The organism is Bradyrhizobium sp. CCGUVB23, assembly GCF_024199885.1.
In the GTDB taxonomy this organism is placed as follows: domain Bacteria; phylum Pseudomonadota; class Alphaproteobacteria; order Rhizobiales; family Xanthobacteraceae; genus Bradyrhizobium.
Map to the genome: position 1 here is coordinate 755,018 of NZ_JANADQ010000001.1, position 15,629 is coordinate 770,646.

At 59.5% G+C, this 15,629-nt stretch carries 16 protein-coding genes and 1 pseudogene; 9 read left to right on the forward strand and 8 right to left on the reverse strand.

Translation table 11 applies throughout. The annotated features are described in order from the left end of the window. Nucleotides 1-34: 34 nt before the first annotated feature. Nucleotides 35-2,065 carry an acetate--CoA ligase gene (gene acs / locus NLN62_RS03290; protein WP_254107359.1) on the reverse strand — a complete coding sequence of 677 codons (2,031 nt, stop codon included), beginning with the start codon at nt 2,063-2,065 and terminating at the stop codon, nt 35-37. 561 nt (nt 2,066-2,626) lie between these two features. Then, nucleotides 2,627-3,064: a CBS domain-containing protein gene (locus tag NLN62_RS03295; RefSeq protein ID WP_254107360.1), complete on the reverse strand. Its 438-nt coding sequence runs from the start codon at nt 3,062-3,064 to the stop codon at nt 2,627-2,629. A 360-nt stretch (nt 3,065-3,424) separates the two neighbouring features. Between NLN62_RS03295 and NLN62_RS03300 the strand changes: the two genes are divergently transcribed. Together NLN62_RS03300 and NLN62_RS03305 are read left to right on the forward strand one after the other, a co-directional pair. Continuing rightward, nucleotides 3,425-4,651 carry an ABC transporter substrate-binding protein gene (locus NLN62_RS03300; protein WP_254107362.1) on the forward strand — a complete coding sequence of 409 codons (1,227 nt, stop codon included), beginning with the start codon at nt 3,425-3,427 and terminating at the stop codon, nt 4,649-4,651. A 333-nt stretch (nt 4,652-4,984) separates the two neighbouring features. Then, the gene (locus tag NLN62_RS03305; RefSeq protein ID WP_027527522.1) at nt 4,985-5,227 is read left to right on the forward strand and encodes a hypothetical protein; all 243 of its coding nucleotides are present in this window, start codon (nt 4,985-4,987) and stop codon (nt 5,225-5,227) included. Between the two features lie 119 nt (nt 5,228-5,346). On the opposite strand, the gene NLN62_RS03310 is transcribed toward NLN62_RS03305, so the two are convergent. Then, nucleotides 5,347-5,538: a hypothetical protein gene (locus tag NLN62_RS03310; RefSeq protein ID WP_371260580.1), complete on the reverse strand. Its 192-nt coding sequence runs from the start codon at nt 5,536-5,538 to the stop codon at nt 5,347-5,349. 1,408 nt (nt 5,539-6,946) lie between these two features. Between NLN62_RS03310 and NLN62_RS03315 the strand changes: the two genes are divergently transcribed. The 3 genes from NLN62_RS03315 (at nt 6,947) to NLN62_RS03325 (ending at nt 8,345) form a co-directional block, all read left to right on the forward strand. Further along, a complete protein-coding gene (locus NLN62_RS03315) occupies nt 6,947-7,357 on the forward strand; it encodes a hypothetical protein (protein ID WP_371932908.1) in 411 nt (136 codons plus the stop codon). A 143-nt stretch (nt 7,358-7,500) separates the two neighbouring features. Next, nucleotides 7,501-7,857 (forward strand): hypothetical protein, encoded by a 357-nt coding sequence (locus NLN62_RS03320; RefSeq protein WP_371932909.1) that lies wholly within the window; start codon nt 7,501-7,503, stop codon nt 7,855-7,857. Between the two features lie 329 nt (nt 7,858-8,186). Beyond that, nucleotides 8,187-8,345 (forward strand): hypothetical protein, encoded by a 159-nt coding sequence (locus NLN62_RS03325; RefSeq protein ID WP_254107364.1) that lies wholly within the window; start codon nt 8,187-8,189, stop codon nt 8,343-8,345. Between the two features lie 2 nt (nt 8,346-8,347). On the opposite strand, the gene NLN62_RS03330 is transcribed toward NLN62_RS03325, so the two are convergent. Next, nucleotides 8,348-8,593 (reverse strand): histone, encoded by a 246-nt coding sequence (locus NLN62_RS03330; RefSeq protein WP_254107366.1) that lies wholly within the window; start codon nt 8,591-8,593, stop codon nt 8,348-8,350. A gap of 80 nt (nt 8,594-8,673) precedes the next feature. Between NLN62_RS03330 and NLN62_RS03335 the strand changes: the two are divergent. From NLN62_RS03335 to NLN62_RS03350, 4 genes and pseudogenes are all read left to right on the forward strand, one after another. Continuing rightward, a pseudogene (locus NLN62_RS03335) lies at nt 8,674-8,964 on the forward strand (epoxide hydrolase N-terminal domain-containing protein); the annotation flags it as partial. Between the two features lie 339 nt (nt 8,965-9,303). Then, a complete protein-coding gene (locus NLN62_RS03340) occupies nt 9,304-10,056 on the forward strand; it encodes a hypothetical protein (RefSeq protein ID WP_254107369.1) in 753 nt (250 codons plus the stop codon). 141 nt (nt 10,057-10,197) lie between these two features. Next, entirely contained in the window at nt 10,198-10,854 is a 657-nt protein-coding gene (locus NLN62_RS03345; RefSeq protein WP_254107370.1) for a DoxX family protein, read from the forward strand. A 26-nt stretch (nt 10,855-10,880) separates the two neighbouring features. Next, entirely contained in the window at nt 10,881-11,612 is a 732-nt protein-coding gene (locus NLN62_RS03350) for a class I SAM-dependent methyltransferase (RefSeq protein WP_256575876.1), read from the forward strand. A gap of 34 nt (nt 11,613-11,646) precedes the next feature. Here NLN62_RS03350 and NLN62_RS03355 read toward each other — a convergent pair whose 3' ends face one another. The 4 genes from NLN62_RS03355 to NLN62_RS03370 form a co-directional block, all read right to left on the reverse strand. Next, nucleotides 11,647-12,336, reverse strand: coding sequence for a glycosyltransferase family 2 protein (locus NLN62_RS03355; protein WP_027527529.1), 690 nt, complete (start codon nt 12,334-12,336; stop codon nt 11,647-11,649). Between the two features lie 5 nt (nt 12,337-12,341). Then, nucleotides 12,342-13,421 carry a radical SAM/SPASM domain-containing protein gene (locus tag NLN62_RS03360; RefSeq protein WP_254107373.1) on the reverse strand — a complete coding sequence of 360 codons (1,080 nt, stop codon included), beginning with the start codon at nt 13,419-13,421 and terminating at the stop codon, nt 12,342-12,344. Beyond that, nucleotides 13,418-14,707: a glycosyltransferase 87 family protein gene (locus NLN62_RS03365; RefSeq protein WP_254107374.1), complete on the reverse strand. Its 1,290-nt coding sequence runs from the start codon at nt 14,705-14,707 to the stop codon at nt 13,418-13,420. The genes NLN62_RS03360 and NLN62_RS03365 overlap by 4 nt, the downstream gene beginning before the upstream one ends. 80 nt (nt 14,708-14,787) lie before the next feature. After that, nucleotides 14,788-15,492: a TIGR04282 family arsenosugar biosynthesis glycosyltransferase gene (locus NLN62_RS03370; protein WP_254107375.1), complete on the reverse strand. Its 705-nt coding sequence runs from the start codon at nt 15,490-15,492 to the stop codon at nt 14,788-14,790. Nucleotides 15,493-15,629: the final 137 nt, after the last annotated feature.

The window sequence follows — 15,629 nt, forward strand, 5'->3', positions numbered from 1 at the left end:
CGCGTTTCGCGGGACAGGCCGCGAAGACCGCGGACTAGGGTTTCATCTTTCGAATCTCATCAACGATCTCGGGATTGGCCAACGTCGAGATGTCGCCGGCATCCTCGTTGTTCGAAATCGCTCCGAGAACGCGGCGCATGATCTTCCCGGAACGGGTCTTTGGCATATCAGGGACAATCACGACACGGCGCGGACGAGCTATCGCCCCTATCTCACGGATCACGGAGTCTTCCACTCGCTTGCGGATGTCCTCGCCGGGGGCGAGTCCAGGCTTTAGCGATACGTAGAGATCAGGGACCTTGCCTTTGATTTCGTCCCTGGCAGGAACCACTGCCGCCTCGGCGATCTCCTCAACAAGCAGGCTGGCGGACTCGATCTCCTTGGTCCCAAGCCGATGCCCGGCCACGTTGATGACGTCGTCGATTCGACCCAGGATGCGATAATACCCATCGGCCGCCTGCAGCGCGCCGTCGCCGGCCATGTACGGCCAATCGCGCCAGTTGCGGCTCGTTCGGTCCTTGCAGTAGCGCGCGTAGTACTGTTGGACGAAGCGATCGGGGTCTTTCCAAATCGTCTGAAATGAGCCCGGCCAGGGGTTCTGGATGCAGATGTTTCCGGCACGGCCAGAGCGCGGTGGAATCTCGGTGCCTGCCTCGTCATAGATGATCGGATGAATGCCGGGCACGCCCGGCCCTGCGCTTCCCGGCTTCATCGGGTAGAGAGCCGGTACCGTGCTGCACAGAAAACCGCCGTTCTCCGTTTGCCACCAGGTGTCGACGATGACCGCCTCGCCCTTGCCAACGACCTCGTGGTACCACTTCCACACGGCCGGTTCGATGGGCTCGCCCACAGTGGTCATATGCTTAAAGTGGTGATTGTACTTTAGCGGCTCGTCCGGCCCGGCGCGCCGAAGCGCGCGTATCGCTGTCGGTGAGGTGTGAAAGATGTTGACGTCGAGTTCTTCGGCGATGCGCCACGGACGCCCCGCGTCGGGATAGGTTGGAAGCCCCTCGTACACCACCGATGAGGCGGCGAGCGCCAGTGGCCCATAGACGATGTAGGAGTGGCCCGTGATCCAGCCGATATCGGCCATGCACCAGTAGACATCCTCCGGATGGATGTCCTGAATGTACTTCGACGTTCCCGCGACGTAGGACAGATATCCACCGGTGCTGTGCTGACATCCCTTCGGCCTCCCGGTTGTGCCGCTGGTGTACATCAGGAACAGCGGATCTTCCGCACGCATTTCCACAGCGTCGACCCGGCGCTGTCGATAGGCCGACAACATCTCGTTCATGACGAAATCGCGGCCCCCGACCAGCGGCGTTTTGCTTGAATATCGCCCTGGGTATCTCTGCCACACGAGCACCTTCTCGACCTTGACGCCTTCCTTCTCTGCCTCGCTGACTGCGACGTCGGCTTTCTCCTTGTGATCGAGAAGTTGGCCGCCACGGTAATAGGCGTCCATTGTGATCAGCACACGACTTTCGGAATCGACGATGCGATCTGCCGTGGCCTTCCCGCTGAAGCCGCTAAAGACTTGCGAGTGAATGACCCCGAGCCTGGCGCAGGCGAGCATCGTGATCGGAAGCTCTGGCACCATGGGCATGTGCAACGTCACCCGGTCGCCACTCTCTAGACCGCAGCCTTCGCGCAACAATGCAGCGACCTCGTTTATGCGAACATAGAGCTCCTGGTAGGTGACGTGCTGGATCGCTTCGTGCTCTAGCTCAGGGACGAAGTGGATCGCCGTCTTGTTCTTGTACTTGGTGAGATGGCGATCGACGCAGTTGTAACTGGCGTTGATCCTGCCGCCGACAAACCATCGCCAGAACGGCGGATTGCTCGTATCAAGTGCGACGTCCCAGGGCCGGTACCAGTCAAGAAGATCGGCGTACTCTTTGAAGCACTCCGGGACGTTGTCGAGACTGAAGCGATCAAAGACCGTTTTGTCTGTCAGGTTGGCCTGCGCGACAAATCTCTCTGGCGGGTTGACGTAGTTCTCTTCCTGCCAGTGGACCGCGATCTCGGCTTCTGACACTTCTGCTGTTGTTCTATCTGACATACGCTGTCTCCCAAGCTATCGCGTAGCCTCGAAATCACACGGGCCAAGTGGCGCTCTCGCGCAGACGGACGCTAATGGCACTCATAGAGCGAGGCCGTCTCAACAATGTGTCCAGCAAGGATCTCGCGCGCGGCTTCATCGCGTGAGGCGGAGAACTATCGGCCTTGTAAGTTTTTGGGAACTGCCACGCGTCGTTGATAACGACAGTCACTACACCAACGGTGTCCGGACCGAATGTCCAACCACGCACGTGTTGCAGAAACTTGATCATCGGGCACTCCCCATACCGCGACGGGAGCGCAATTCAACGCCAGACGCCCAAGTAGGCGTTTCATGGAAAGTTTAAATCATTTCATTCGGTTTGACGAGGCTTTCCCTAAAGACGGCGCCTGTTGCAATGCAGCGTCCGCAAAGCCCGAATTGAGCGCGGCGCAGCTATGCAGCGCACCGCCAATGTGAGGCACCCTTACTGAGCCGCGACGCAAAATCCGAAGCCGACGGCAATCGCTCTCCACCGGAGGATTCGACTGGATCGGCGGAATGGATCAATTCAGCTTAGAATCATCGGCCGCTGCCGCGGATATAGTGCTCCAACTGCTCGATCACAAATTCCCGGTCGCTGATAATACTCTTGACCAGATCACCGATCGAAACGATCCCAAGAAGCTCGCCATGTTCAATCACCGGCAGATGGCGGACGCGCTTTGTAGTCATGAGCGCCATGCAGTCTTCGATTGATTGGTCGGGCGCAACGCACACGACGTTGCGTTCCATGATTTCGTCGACTCGCGTCTGTGGCGACGCGCGCCCCTTCAAGAAGACGTTGCGTGCGTAGTGCCGCTCGGTGACGATGCCGGCTATTTTGCTGCCGTCCAACACGACCAGCGAGCCAACGTCCTTGTCGGCCATCATCTTAATTGCGTCGTAGACTTTATCGCTGGGATGGAGAGACCAGACCCGATGACCCTTCTCTTCCAAGATATGGCGGACTGTCGTCATGACGGCACCAAAGGACTCGCAAAGCATAAAATCCACTTGCCATTTTGACAGAGATCAAATCGGGCTCCTCATGGACGGCCCCTCAGGATGGAAAGCGAACCGCGCCGCCGCACACCAATGCGGCGTTGTGCGCGGTACTTCTGGTAGCCCGACTTCTGCAAAGGGTCATTCTCGACTGAGCCAGCCGGCCCTGCCTGCTGTTTGTTGTCCGCTTTTACCTGAAAGCACCTGATTGTTACGCGCTCGCGAAATGACGCGAAGGGCCAAGAACGGAAGTCGGTCTAGCTAGACAAGTTCGCGGCGCAAACCTTAGACTGCCTTATGATCGGCAAGCAGCCGACGACACACAGGGAGGCCAACATGTCCCAGACGCGGGGGATTCTACTGGCAATTCTGCTTGTCCTTTGTGTTGGCACGGAGCCAGTAGCGGCGGAGAAGAAATACGACCCCGGCGCCAGCGACAACGAAATCAAAATCGGCAACATCATGCCCTACAGCGGTCCGTTGTCGGCCTACGCGCTGATAGGCCGGGCGGAGGCGGCTTTTTTCAAGAAAATCAACGACGAGGGCGGCATCAACGGAAGAAGGATCAACTTTATTTCTTACGACGATGCGTTCAGCCCGCCCAAGACTGTGGAGCAAGCACGCAAACTGGTAGAGAGCGATGAAGTGCTGCTCATCTTCCAGAGTCTCGGTACACCGACCAACAATGCCATTCGGCAATACATGAATCAAAAGAAGGTGCCACAGCTCTTCGTTGCTACGGGCGCCACCCAGTTTGGCGATTGGAAGAGCTTTCCATGGACTATGGGCTGGCAGCCGACCTATCAGACCGAGGGGCGGATCTATGCAAAATACATCCTGCAGAACATACCGCAGGGCAAGATCGGAATTCTCTACCAGAACGACGACTCGGGTCGCGACTACGTCAAAGGCCTCAAAGATGGCCTTGGTGCCGAGGCCGCAAAGCGCATGATCGTAGCAGAACTCCCCTACGATCCTTCGGAGCCAACTGTCGACTCGCAGGTTGTTACGCTCAAAACCTCGCGCGCCGACATCTTTTTTAATGAGACCTCCCCGAAGTTCGCCGCACAGGCGATCAGAAAGGCAGCTGAGATCGGGTGGAAGCCGGTTCAGCTCCTCGCGAGCATTTCGAACTCGGTGGGCTCCGTGCTGCGGCCCGCTGGACTTGAAAACGCCAAGGGCATTCTGTCGACCAATTATCTCAAGGACCCCACTGATCCAACCTGGAAGGACGATCCCGCGATCAAGGAGTGGGCTTCATTCATGGACAAGTATTTTCCCGAGGGAGACAAGACCAGCACTTTCAGTGTCTATGGCTACCTGACAGCGCAGACCATCGTTCAAGTGCTCAAGCAATGCGGCGACGAACTCACCCGCGAGAACGTGATGAGACAGGCCGCCAACCTCAAGGATTTTGAACTTGGTTTGTTGTTGCCGGGCATCAAGATCAATACAAGCCCGACCGACTATTTCCCAGTCGAGCAGATGCAGATGTCGCGGTTCAACGGTGAACACGGTGAACTGTTCGGACCTGTGATCTCCGGGGAAATCGGGACGCAATAACCGTCGCCATGGGTCGGACCCGCGAGGTCCGTTCCGGGTCAAAATGCGAAGAACTCAACGTGAGCAAATCTCGACCGCTTCACTGCGCTGAGCGGACCTCAACAAGACGTGCCGCCACTTCGCTGACGGGCCGATTCCGTTGAAAAAGGCGGCTGTCGTGACGCAGGCCAGCGTGATAGGCGTCACAGCCTTGGCGAGAGCGTTGCGCCAGAGTGGCCTCGGATAATCCGGCCTGGCTCGAAGAGTCCCACTGTGTTTCAAGACAAAGCAGAGGGGCCAGTCACCGGATTCGGCAACAACGGAATGGACGATTTCTTGTTTGGAGGATGCTGAATGCGTGACCTTGCCGAAGCGCCGAAGTGGATCATCGATCTCGCGCGCACGGCAGCAAGCGCTCAGCTCAGTCCGAGTGTGCACGACACGGCCGCGTTCAATATGGAGCGAGTTCGCGGTTACTACGAGACTCACCTAGGATGCTCCCGCAAAGAGGCGGCGCGTGACCTTGGTCTGTCATGGACCCAGGTGCAGCACGCAGTCGGTAAACTTCGGGCTGAATGGAAGAACAGGGGTAAGTGATCGACCCAGCCGGGGGAGAAAAAAAATCTCGATGAAGCATCGTCGAAACACAAAGCTGCAACGTAGCAGAGACTTCCGAGCCGGGTCATTTGGTGATGTTTCCGCCAACGAGCGTGATTTCAGTGATCTCTGTTGAGGTGCATAAGCATAGTTTTGCAGGCTTCATCGGCTTCCGCGAAAGTCTTGAACGGTGAACCGCCGATCTTGATCGCGCCGCTGCCCCCGATAGCGCGGCGCCACGACGCCACATAGCCGGCGCGCCCGCGAAAGCCGGGGCCGGTGGGACTCTCATAGCTGATCACGAACGACAAGCCCTCGCTGCTTGCGCTCCATATTTCCATGTGTTCGATGGCACGGTGGAATTGCAGGGCCGTCCCCAGTCGTTCACCTGTAGCGGATCGCAAATATCCATCGGTATGAAAACGCCGCAAGGTTTGAACAGATGGCCTACCCCGTCTGTTCGAAAGCCGACGAACAGACGCCTTTCCGGTCGCAGTGTGGGAATTGGGACACTACTGTCCCGGACCAGTTGCGGCCGGCTTGCGGTGCCGCCTCAGCATCCTCTCCGCCATCGTCGCCAAGTCCCGCGACTGGCTTTAAGGCACCTCGGTCCCGAATCGCGGCCGAACGTGCGGCTGAGGTGCTAGCACTTCCTTCTCCGGAAAAATAATTCATTTGTGCGACCGCACCTGCCAAGCGTAGCCTTGCTGGTACCGGGGCTGAAGAACTTTGAATTCGTAACGATGTTGAGCCCGGGGGCGGGCGGCTATGCTGCCAAAGGTTCTTTGACCTACTTTATTAGATCAGCGCTTTAGACTTTCAGAGGCCGCTTTCGGGCGGCCTTTCTGCTGTGGCATGGGACAGTGGATTGGCATTTCTGTCTCGGTGACGGGCTGTCGCTCTCGCCGTGCCCAACTGCATCGATTTCCGGGAATTCCCCTTCGCCGCCGACGACGCGCAGCGATAAATTCACCGGAACAAATACGGGCAGCCAAAGTTGACAGGCGCTATGGTCAAGCCCTCGCCCGGAATGCGCAGAGTGTTGAGGCAGGCGCACCTGTACGGTCGCCTAATCGCGCACAATGGGAAACTGTATTCTCCTGGCGACAACCACCGTTTATGCAGCGAGGAGACCGCAATCGCGATGGTCAAGGCAGGCTGGCTCAGGCATCGAGGCGAGGACTATGAGGTTACGCCCGACGGCCTAAGGGCCGATGCGCGCCGCGAATAGCTTGGTCTGACCAGCCCATCCACCACGGGGCCCAAATGAACCTAGGGGGCGCTGTCCCTTACTCAGCGACGCTGCCTGCGTTTCAATTTCTCCAGATCACATAGCCCCGACGTGAGCAATAGTTGAAACAAGGCCCGCGCGGCTTTGTACCTTGCTGCGGAATGCGAAATCACGCGTCCGAACGTAATAGTCTTCCCGGAACGGTCACTTACCCTCCATTCCCACCAGCCCCATTTGCGATTGAGCGTCATCTCGTACGTGCCGCCATATTGAGATTGTCCCGCAAAGGCAGCCCTTGAGTTATGTCAAGCAAGCTGATCTTCCGGGAAACCAACTCTTCGAGCGCCGTGACAAGCGCGAACACCGAGGCCAACGCATTGGGAAACCGATCCATCCGAAGGCGATGCCGGTGATCCTAACGACCCGATGAATAGCGCGATGTCTGGATGCGCGCGCCATGGGATGAGGCGTAGGCGCTGCAACGGCCGTTGCCCGATGATGCGCTCAAGATCGTGATGCGTGCTGTCTCGCAACGGCAGCGACTGGACCAAGCGCTATCCATGGATTGCAGAGGAATCGGCAAACGCCTTTCGTCATCGATGGCGAGGCTGTGGTGCTCGATGGGCGGTAACGACCTACGGGAGTTGCCGCTGCACTACAAGTCGAACCTGGAGCGGTTTCTGGCGAGGCGACCGGACGGGATCACTGTTGCACCCTTCGAGAGCGGCGAGATCGGGCCAGACCTATTCCGGGCGGCCTGCCGCATTGGGCTGGAAGGATTGGTCTCGAAGCACCGGGACCGGCCGTATCAGGCCGGACGGTCGATGTATTGGGTGAAGGTCAAGAACCGCACCCACCCGGCGATGCACCGGGTGATGGACGCGCTCGCGCAGGCTTGACCCGTCCCAAGTTTCCAGCCCTAGCGTGCCACCGCATCCGACGCAGCTTGGGGAAAACTGCCGTTAATTCCGCCTCGCTGCATTTTCCGACTCAGCTAAAATCAGTTTCTATTCCGGCAGCGCGGGCCTTTGTCGGATGTATCATGCAATTCAGCCGCATAATGAGTCCCGTGAACGATCTGGAAGTGTGGAGCGCGAGCAGCCGCGGCTTTTCGTTCGTGATCAGCTTCGATAGCCGCACTGGTCCTGGTCTTCACGGACGACCCGGCTATCTTGCCTCGTGGCGTCCCATCCATCCGAACAGACCTGCAATCAAATTGATAGGCTCGCCCTTCAAGACTCTCACTGAAGCGGAGGAGGCCTGCCAAGCCTTCCTGAAGTACCTGACCGGATGTTACATTGGGCCGACCAATGAGCCCGTAAATCAAATCGAGGCTATCCGCCGGCTGATCCAGATCGGGCTGGAAGGCAAAGTCGAAATAATCCAGCGCCCTCCATGAAGGCCGAGCGAAAGGGGAAAGTGGAGTACGAAAATCATGAAGGTAGCGGTCGGACTTCTCGCCCTTTTGTTTGCAACGAGTGCCCTTGCTCAGAGTCCACCACCGAAGGCGGCTAAAAGACCAGTGCAGGCCAAGCCGCATCCGCCGATGGGTTGCAAACTAGTCGGCACGGTAAAGGGCACCAAGATTTGGGCCGGCGATTGTGCGGCTCCGTCAGAACTCAGAGGCACCACACCGGCCGCCGAGCCTCCAGCGCCAGAAGCACCTTCCGAAGCACCAAAACAATAGCGGCTCATCCAAGATCGGGCTGAAGTCGAAGAGATCCTAGAATGCTCGACCAGGTGATGCAGCTTCAGCTTCCTCATTGGCTGATCATCGCCGGTACTTTTTGTTGCAGCCGAGCGATGACCATCGCCGAGATGCGGGCTCGCCTTCCAAGAGACGAAAGCAAAAAACCTCCCGACCTTCGTCAGGAGGTTTTCGTTTGACCTCAGCGCTTCGCTTTCTTTGTCTTTTTTTTCTTGGCTTTCGCCTTCTTGGGCGCTTTCTTTGCGGATTTCTTGACTGACTTCTTGGCCTTCTTACCGACCTTCTTCTTTGGCCCGACCTTCTTAGCGACTTTCTTTGCGGCGTGCCGGACTTTCTTCATCTCAGGCTTCGGCGCTTCTGCAGGTGCTTCCGGAGGGGCGCCCATTGCATCGGTCGTTCGTTCGATAGCAGCTTTAACGTCGTCCATATCGAACCCCCAAAGTGTTGACAATGCGAGAACGATAAAGCGATTCGCGAAGCCATCAAAGAGCAGGTGCGCACGCTCATCTCGACATTCACTTCATCCATGTCCGGTCGGGCCACAAGGACGCGCTTGCCTTGGTCATCAATTATGGTTGGCCACGCCCGGTGCTGGAGCAGATCAAGCTCATCGGGCCGCTACCGATCCAACCGCGCATGGCGGGAAGGCCGAAGACGCGTTCGACGTCGTCATCCTGTCGATGCCCGGCAACGGTTTCTCCGGTAAGCCGACGAGCACCGGGAACGCATGGGCCAGGCATGGGCGGAACTGATGAAGCGCCCGGGCGCTACGCCCGCCATGTCGCCCAGGGGGCGAACTCAACGATATTCGGCAAAGCTGCCACTCCGGCAAGGTCACGCTTTGGCCGCGCAAAGGCCAGGCAGATCTCAGCCGCATGGAACATGAATTGCCGCGGCTCGCGACCGCTAACGGTCTCTCACAACACATAACAGGCAATTTCCCTGCATCCGCGCGAATGTTCGGGTAGTCTCCTTAGGCGCGACGTACCTGCCGAACCGCTATTCGTGCGCAACGCGATAGATAGTCTCTCCGCCTGCCACGTCTACGCCTCGGTTCCGGCCGGACCTAAGTCGCGTTGGGCGACCCGAGCCTTGGCTCAGTCGGCGTTTTTTGCATCCAAAATCAGGGAGCTCGATATGAGCAGAACTCTTATTCTGGCACGCAGCGAAACGAGACACTTCAATCTGATCTTTCTTCTGGCTTTGAGCATGCTGCTGGTCTCTCCTGCGCCATCGAGGGCGGAGCCAGCGATTGCCGAACAGATCGCCAAGACCTACGGACTCGATTCGTTCGGACAAGTCGAGGCAATCCGGTACACTTGGAATGGTGAGTTTCCTGGCGGTCACAATCTTTCTAACAAATGGGAGTGGAGCCCGAAGACCGGCACGGTGTCTTTCGAGGGCAAAGACAAGGAAGGCAATCCGATCAAGGTGACCTATCAGCGCTCACAAATCTCTAGCCAAAGCGATGTCGTCAAGAAGGAAGTCGATCCGGCATTCGCCAACGATCAGTATTGGCTACTCCTACCGTTCCATCTGCTATGGGACGGCGCGGCCGCGACCGACGAGGGCCAGCAGAAGCGACCGACGGGTGACACGTCCGCTCAGCGGGTCGTGATGAAATACCCGTCAGAGGGCGGCTACCAGCCCGGCGATACCTGGGATCTCTATGTTGGTGCCGACAAGCGGATAGAGGAGATCGTCTACCATCGGGGCGCAGCCAACCCGCCCCACCTCGTGTCGGCCAAATATGCGGACTACAAAAGGGCTGGCCCGCTCCTGATTTCAACAGATCATCCAGGGCTGGTGGACGGGGAGACCTTCCGGATTACCATCACGGATGTGTCCGTTAAACTGACTGGATCCGATAATTGGATCAACGCCCAGTGACCGTCGGAGGAGCTCGTCCGGGCCGCTGATAGGCTGATAGCGCATCGCCCGACCGCCCCACACGGCGGTGCGCTGGTTAGCTAATGGATGCGCACGGTAACGCTTCAATCAATGTTACGTCGAAGTTCGGAGCTCGCGTACATGCCCACCAATCCCTTCACCGACGTCTGGCATTTCCTGACCGCAACGACGAATGACTATCTCCACCAAGGAAATTGGCGCTATGTGATCCTTGCACTGTTCTGGGCGTTGCTGTTTGCCAGCATTGTAGTGGCCATCCGGAATTGGCAGGAGGATTCGACGCAACGGACCGGCAGACACCTGGGAATCTGGCTGGCCCGCGTCCTGATCGGCTGCCTTTGGTTCCAGGGGATGTTGTGGAAATTGCCGCTACCCGTGTCTGACGGTCTGCAGTACTGGACCGAACAGGAATCGACGAGCGCGGCCTTCGAGTTTCACCGTACGTTTTTGAAGGACACGGTGTTGCCTCACATGACGATCTTCGGGCCGGTCGTCTTTCTGGCCGAGCTTGTGTTCGCCGGGTCGATGCTGCTTGGGCTTGCGGTGCGGTTCGTGGGCGTACTGGCCTTGGTCTATACGCTGCAGCTCTGGCTCGGCCTCTACGCCAACCCGTCCGAGTGGCCGTGGACGTATATGTGCCTGGCCCTGCTGATGTTTCTGTTTGCGCTCGAGGGTGCCGGCCGGAGTCTCGGCCTCGATGCCTGGTTGCGCCGCAACGTCCTCACCGTGCGCGAGGGGAAGGGCTTTGTCGGCTGGTTCTTCAGTATCGCGGGCTAGTCGCCAACGTTTTGAGGACGAGCCCCATGATAGCACTGGCCCGCGCAGTGACGCTCCTTGTGGCGCTGGGTCCAACTTGCGCACACGCCGCCGACATCGGCTACCTGGCTCCGCCCGGAGTTGCCGCAATCGAGTTTCCCTCACCACGACGCCCGGTTGCGGAGATCGTCAGCCCACGCCGCTCATCTGAGGAACACCGTGACGCCCTGAATGAGGCCGGTGAGGTCGCCCGCCACCTTGAACTAACGCCGGGCATGACGGTCGGCGACATTGGTGCGGGCAGTGGCTACCACACGGTTCGTCTGTCGCCGCTCGTCGGCCCCGGCGGCTCCGTCGTCGCCGAGGATGTCACGCGGGATTATCTCATCGAGCTCGCCAGGCGAACGGAACGCCTTAAGCTGAAAAACGTCAAATTCGCGCTGGGCGAACCGCACGACCCTCGCCTGCCCGCGTCCTCGCTGGATGCCGCCATCCTCGTGCACATGTATCACGAGATCACCCAGCCCTATGCCTTCCTGTACAATCTCGCGCTTGCCTTGAAGCCGGGCGCACGCATCGGAATTGTCGACCTCGAACGTCCAACGCCGCAGCATGGCACGCCGATTGAGCTCTTGCGTTGCGAACTGTCCGCCGTCGGCTATCACGAGATAGCCACTTATCGGCTCGCGGGCGATGGCGGATACCTGGCGGTGTTTTCTCCACCTGGGGGAGCCGGCCGAAAGTCTCCCCGCGACATCGTTGCTTGCGGCGCGCGCTGATGACCGCTCCCGACAGCTATTGTCTGTAAGAAGCTCACAGCTCAAGCGCGAGGCGAACGAACGTCGTCGAAATGGACCAGACCGCCTTGACGCCCGCGATGAGATTGCCGGACACCTTCGATACGCCGCCGATCCGGTGGCGTTGCCCAACGGCGATCTCCAGTGCCGGCAGCCGGGCGGCCGCGACCCGCATCAGCATTTCCAAATTCCAGCCATAGGTTTCCTCTTTCATGCCAAGACGGTTGAGTTCGTCCCGGCGGATGGCGCGAAATGGCGACAGGTCGGTGAAGCTTGCGCCGTAGGCGAATCGCAGGAGCAGCCGGCCGACATGGGCCGCGATGAGCTGCTGCGGCGCCAGGCTGCCGGGCTCGCGTGGACCGCGAACGCGCGAGCCGAGGACGAAGACAGCCTGGCCCGCAACAATTGGCGACACCAACTCGGGAATGAATTCTGCAGGATCGCTGCCGTCGCCGTCGAGGAAGAGAAGAATGTCGGCGTCATCACGCGCTGCAGCAATGCCTGCCTGGATTGCGCGACCGTAACCGCGTCGCGGCTCTACAACAACATGCGCCCCAGCGGCCTCGGCCCGCTCGGCGGTACGATCCCGCGAGCCGCCGTCAACCACGATAACTTCGCTCACATTCTGCGCCAGCACCGCGGTCACAACCGGCCCAATCGCCGCTTCCTCGTCGAGACAGGGAATGATCGCTGAAACGACGGCCACCTCGCTTACAGGCTCCAGCGCAGACCGCAATTGGCGCAGCTTTTCGGCGGCTCGTCGGACAGCAGCGCCGCGCGAAAGTCCCAATACGCCGGCCCATTCCAGATTTCTCGCAAGGACTGCCGCCCTGCATGCCCAAGGGTATAATTGTCGTAACCGTGCTGCGAAAACGGCGCGATACAGCACGGCAATGCGCGGCCATTGGCCGTGAAATACATGAGCGACCACGGGCGCCGGCACAGTGACCAGGGCGAACTGTCACCGCTGCCTTTCAGACTTAATCCCGGCTCGCTCGCCGCGCCGGACGCGCTGAAGGTCACGCCAAGGGAGCGCGCCAGATCCTCGGCCTGCTTCAGACATTCGGCTTCCCCCTCGGTCAGGCGCTCGAACAAGGCTTGATCCGGCCGCGCCTTACCGATTGCCGCTTCGTCGAAAAACACCAGCCGTTGCAGATAGACTTCCTTGACGCCGATTTCGGCCGCAACCTTCACGAATGCCGGGAGTTCCGTGACAGTCTCTTTGAGGCCTGTGAGCCAGATGGAAACGAGCGGCTTCCTGTGCCCTTCCCGCTCCTGCAGCTCGCGAAACGCACGCACATTGCGGGTGATGCGGCCGAAATAATCCCTTCCCCGGATCGCCTTAAAACTCTCGCGGTTTGAGGCGTCGAGCGACACACGCAATTCATCAAGTCCGGCGTCGATCAGCGCACGGCCGTTGCGCTCACTGAGAACCGTTCCATTGGTGTTGAACAGGACGTAAACGTCGCGGTCCTTCAGGTACCCGACCATCCGTGGCAGGTTCGCAACCAGCATCGGTTCGCCGACGCCATGCAGGACCGCCCGCGTAAGACCGGGCGCCTGATCGACAATCGACGTGAACAGGTCCCATCTCATGTCTGCCGCCGGCTCGAGCTCCTCATAGGTGCGAGGACAAGTGGTACACAAGAGATTGCAACGATTGGTCACTTCGAGATAAAGGCAAACCGGCGGTCGCTGCGCGACCTCCGTGCGCTCGCCCGTGACCTGCTCGTGATAGCGGCGCGGATCGAAGCGCGCCTGGGCACCTGCCACTTCGCCGGAACTACTCATGCCGATGTCCCTGTATCTGCGGTTCGCTGCATGCGAGTCGTCCAGGCCATGAAGGCCCAAGCAAGCAAGAGACCTCCGAACAGTACCGACTTGGTCACCATTCTTGGAATGTAGAAATCCCAGTCGAGTTGCTCTGACAGCAACAGCGCTCCGATCGACGCGACCCATGTTGGCGCGGAGCCACACAGGGCGACAAACGGGGTGATGACAAGAAAATACCAAGGATAGTTTGGCGACAATAACAGGAGCGTGACGAGTAACAGCATGTTGATGTCGGCAAGCGTGGACGCGACGCTGCGATGAGAGCTGCGGGCCACAGAAAGCCCTTTGAAAAGGAGGATCAGCGCGGCCAGCACAACGTACGCGACGACATCACTTTGATGCTCGCCAAACACTAGCCGCCAGAGCGACAACAGCCAGAGATCATTGCCGGCACGGATGCCCTCTTCCGTCAGATAGCCTTCGGTCAGGAAGCCGAGAACTCTCCAACCGACCGACAAATAGGGAAGATAGCAAAGTGCGGCGGTGGCGAATACGACGAGCGGCATTTTGACGTCCCACGGCCGCCAGATCCCGGCCAGCACCGGCGCAACGTATGGTTTCACCAGCACCGAAAACGCGATCACGACGGCGCCGCGGAGCGCATGACCGGCCAGCGCAATCCACAGGCCGAGCAGCATCAGCGCCACCATCAGCGCGTCGACATGGCCGCTATTGGCAATCTCCCACACGGGAAGCGGATGCCAGAGATAGGCAGTCACCCGCGTCAGCGGGCGGCCCATTCGCCGCAGCAGGAGCACTATCAGCAAAACAGTGGCAGACTCGCACCCCAGTAGCGCGACACGCATCACAGTCACGCTCTCACCGACTCGCGTGACGACGAGAAAGAAAAATTGCGCCACCGGAGGATAGAGGGTGACGGCGGTATCGGCCCGATTGATGTGGGGAAAGATCCTCCCGTCTCGTAGAAACGCCAGCGCCTCATCGGCGGGGACATAGCGGTATGGATTGATGCCGGCGGCCTGAACCCTGCCATCCCAGACATAGCGATAGACGTCGCTGGACAGCAGCGGATCGAACCACAGCGCATAGCCTCTCAGAACGATCGCAAGGCCAAAGACGAACCACAGCGCACGCCTATCTGGCGCGCGCTCGGCGAGCCGTGTCGCCGCAATTGTCAGTAGACCCGCAGGGATAGTCGCAGCCATGAAGGCGTTGTCACCGAAAGCCTCGAAGGCGAACGGGGTCACAAGCGTCAAGCCGACGACAACAATACCGATGCTCACCAGGAGATGAAGCGGAAGCACGTTGTCCGCGAAGCGCGCCAGTCGACCGAATTGATTGGTAGCAGCCCCTGGCATTGGCTTCACAGGTTTGTCGGCGGCGCGGCTCGGAGAAAGGCCCGGCTCGCCGCAGCAAACCCACCGCCAAGAAAGCGGGTCGAGTGCCCGGCCAGCTCGTCCTGAAGCCAGCGCAAAGTTTGGATGTCGTCGACATCGTACCATTCCGAAAGCAGCGTCGTGGCAAGTTCGATTTCGGCGGCGCGCTCGCAAGTGCTGCGCGCCACGCTATCCGTTCCCCACGCGATCCGTGTGAACAATTGCCGATGCGGACGCTTCAAGCCGATGAGATAGTAGCCGCCGTCGCTTGCCGGCCCGAGCACCATCCGATCGCCGGGCTCGCGCAGGGCTTCGATCGCCTGCACCAGCAGGCGAGTTGGCAGGGTTGGGCTGTCGCCATTGACGAGCAGGACGCAGTCATGTCCGGCATCGAGGAGCGCACACGTAGCGCCAAGCAGCACGTGTCCGAGATCTTCACCGGCCTGTAACAGCAGTCCGAAACCCGCAGGAAGCAGCTGCCGAATAACGTCTTCGGCGCCGGCCGGCGCGTAGACGCCATAGCCGCGCCTGCCAAGCACCTCCGGTACCGCCTCTATGGCCGCGGCGACGTCGCGCAGAAAGCAAGCCGACAGTTCGGAAGCGGCTGCAGGACCAATGGCCCCCGCAAGCCGCGTCTTTGAGCGGCCGGGCTGCGGCGCCTTGCCGATGATCCCGATCGCCGCGCCGCTCACGGCAGCGGGGCCCCGCCATCATTGACCGCCATCGCCGGACAAACCTCGTCACACCATTGCCGGTCATTGGTAGCGTTCTCATCGACAGCCGGCAAGCGTCGCCGGATAGCTACCGCCGAGGCCAAAGGTTTCACCGA

What these genes read in the sequence shown, in the direction of transcription:
- acs (WP_254107359.1), bottom strand. Translation starts at nt 2,065, where the DNA reads ATGTCAGATAGAACAACAGCAGAAGTGTCAGAAGCCGAGATCGCGGTC.
- NLN62_RS03295 (WP_254107360.1), bottom strand. Translation starts at nt 3,064, where the DNA reads ATGACGACAGTCCGCCATATCTTGGAAGAGAAGGGTCATCGGGTCTGG.
- NLN62_RS03300 (WP_254107362.1), top strand. Translation starts at nt 3,425, where the DNA reads ATGTCCCAGACGCGGGGGATTCTACTGGCAATTCTGCTTGTCCTTTGT.
- NLN62_RS03305 (WP_027527522.1), top strand. Translation starts at nt 4,985, where the DNA reads ATGCGTGACCTTGCCGAAGCGCCGAAGTGGATCATCGATCTCGCGCGC.
- NLN62_RS03320 (WP_371932909.1), top strand. Translation starts at nt 7,501, where the DNA reads ATGCAATTCAGCCGCATAATGAGTCCCGTGAACGATCTGGAAGTGTGG.
- NLN62_RS03325 (WP_254107364.1), top strand. Translation starts at nt 8,187, where the DNA reads ATGCTCGACCAGGTGATGCAGCTTCAGCTTCCTCATTGGCTGATCATC.
- NLN62_RS03330 (WP_254107366.1), bottom strand. Translation starts at nt 8,593, where the DNA reads ATGGACGACGTTAAAGCTGCTATCGAACGAACGACCGATGCAATGGGC.
- NLN62_RS03340 (WP_254107369.1), top strand. Translation starts at nt 9,304, where the DNA reads ATGAGCAGAACTCTTATTCTGGCACGCAGCGAAACGAGACACTTCAAT.
- NLN62_RS03345 (WP_254107370.1), top strand. Translation starts at nt 10,198, where the DNA reads ATGCCCACCAATCCCTTCACCGACGTCTGGCATTTCCTGACCGCAACG.
- NLN62_RS03350 (WP_256575876.1), top strand. Translation starts at nt 10,881, where the DNA reads ATGATAGCACTGGCCCGCGCAGTGACGCTCCTTGTGGCGCTGGGTCCA.
- NLN62_RS03360 (WP_254107373.1), bottom strand. Translation starts at nt 13,421, where the DNA reads ATGAGTAGTTCCGGCGAAGTGGCAGGTGCCCAGGCGCGCTTCGATCCG.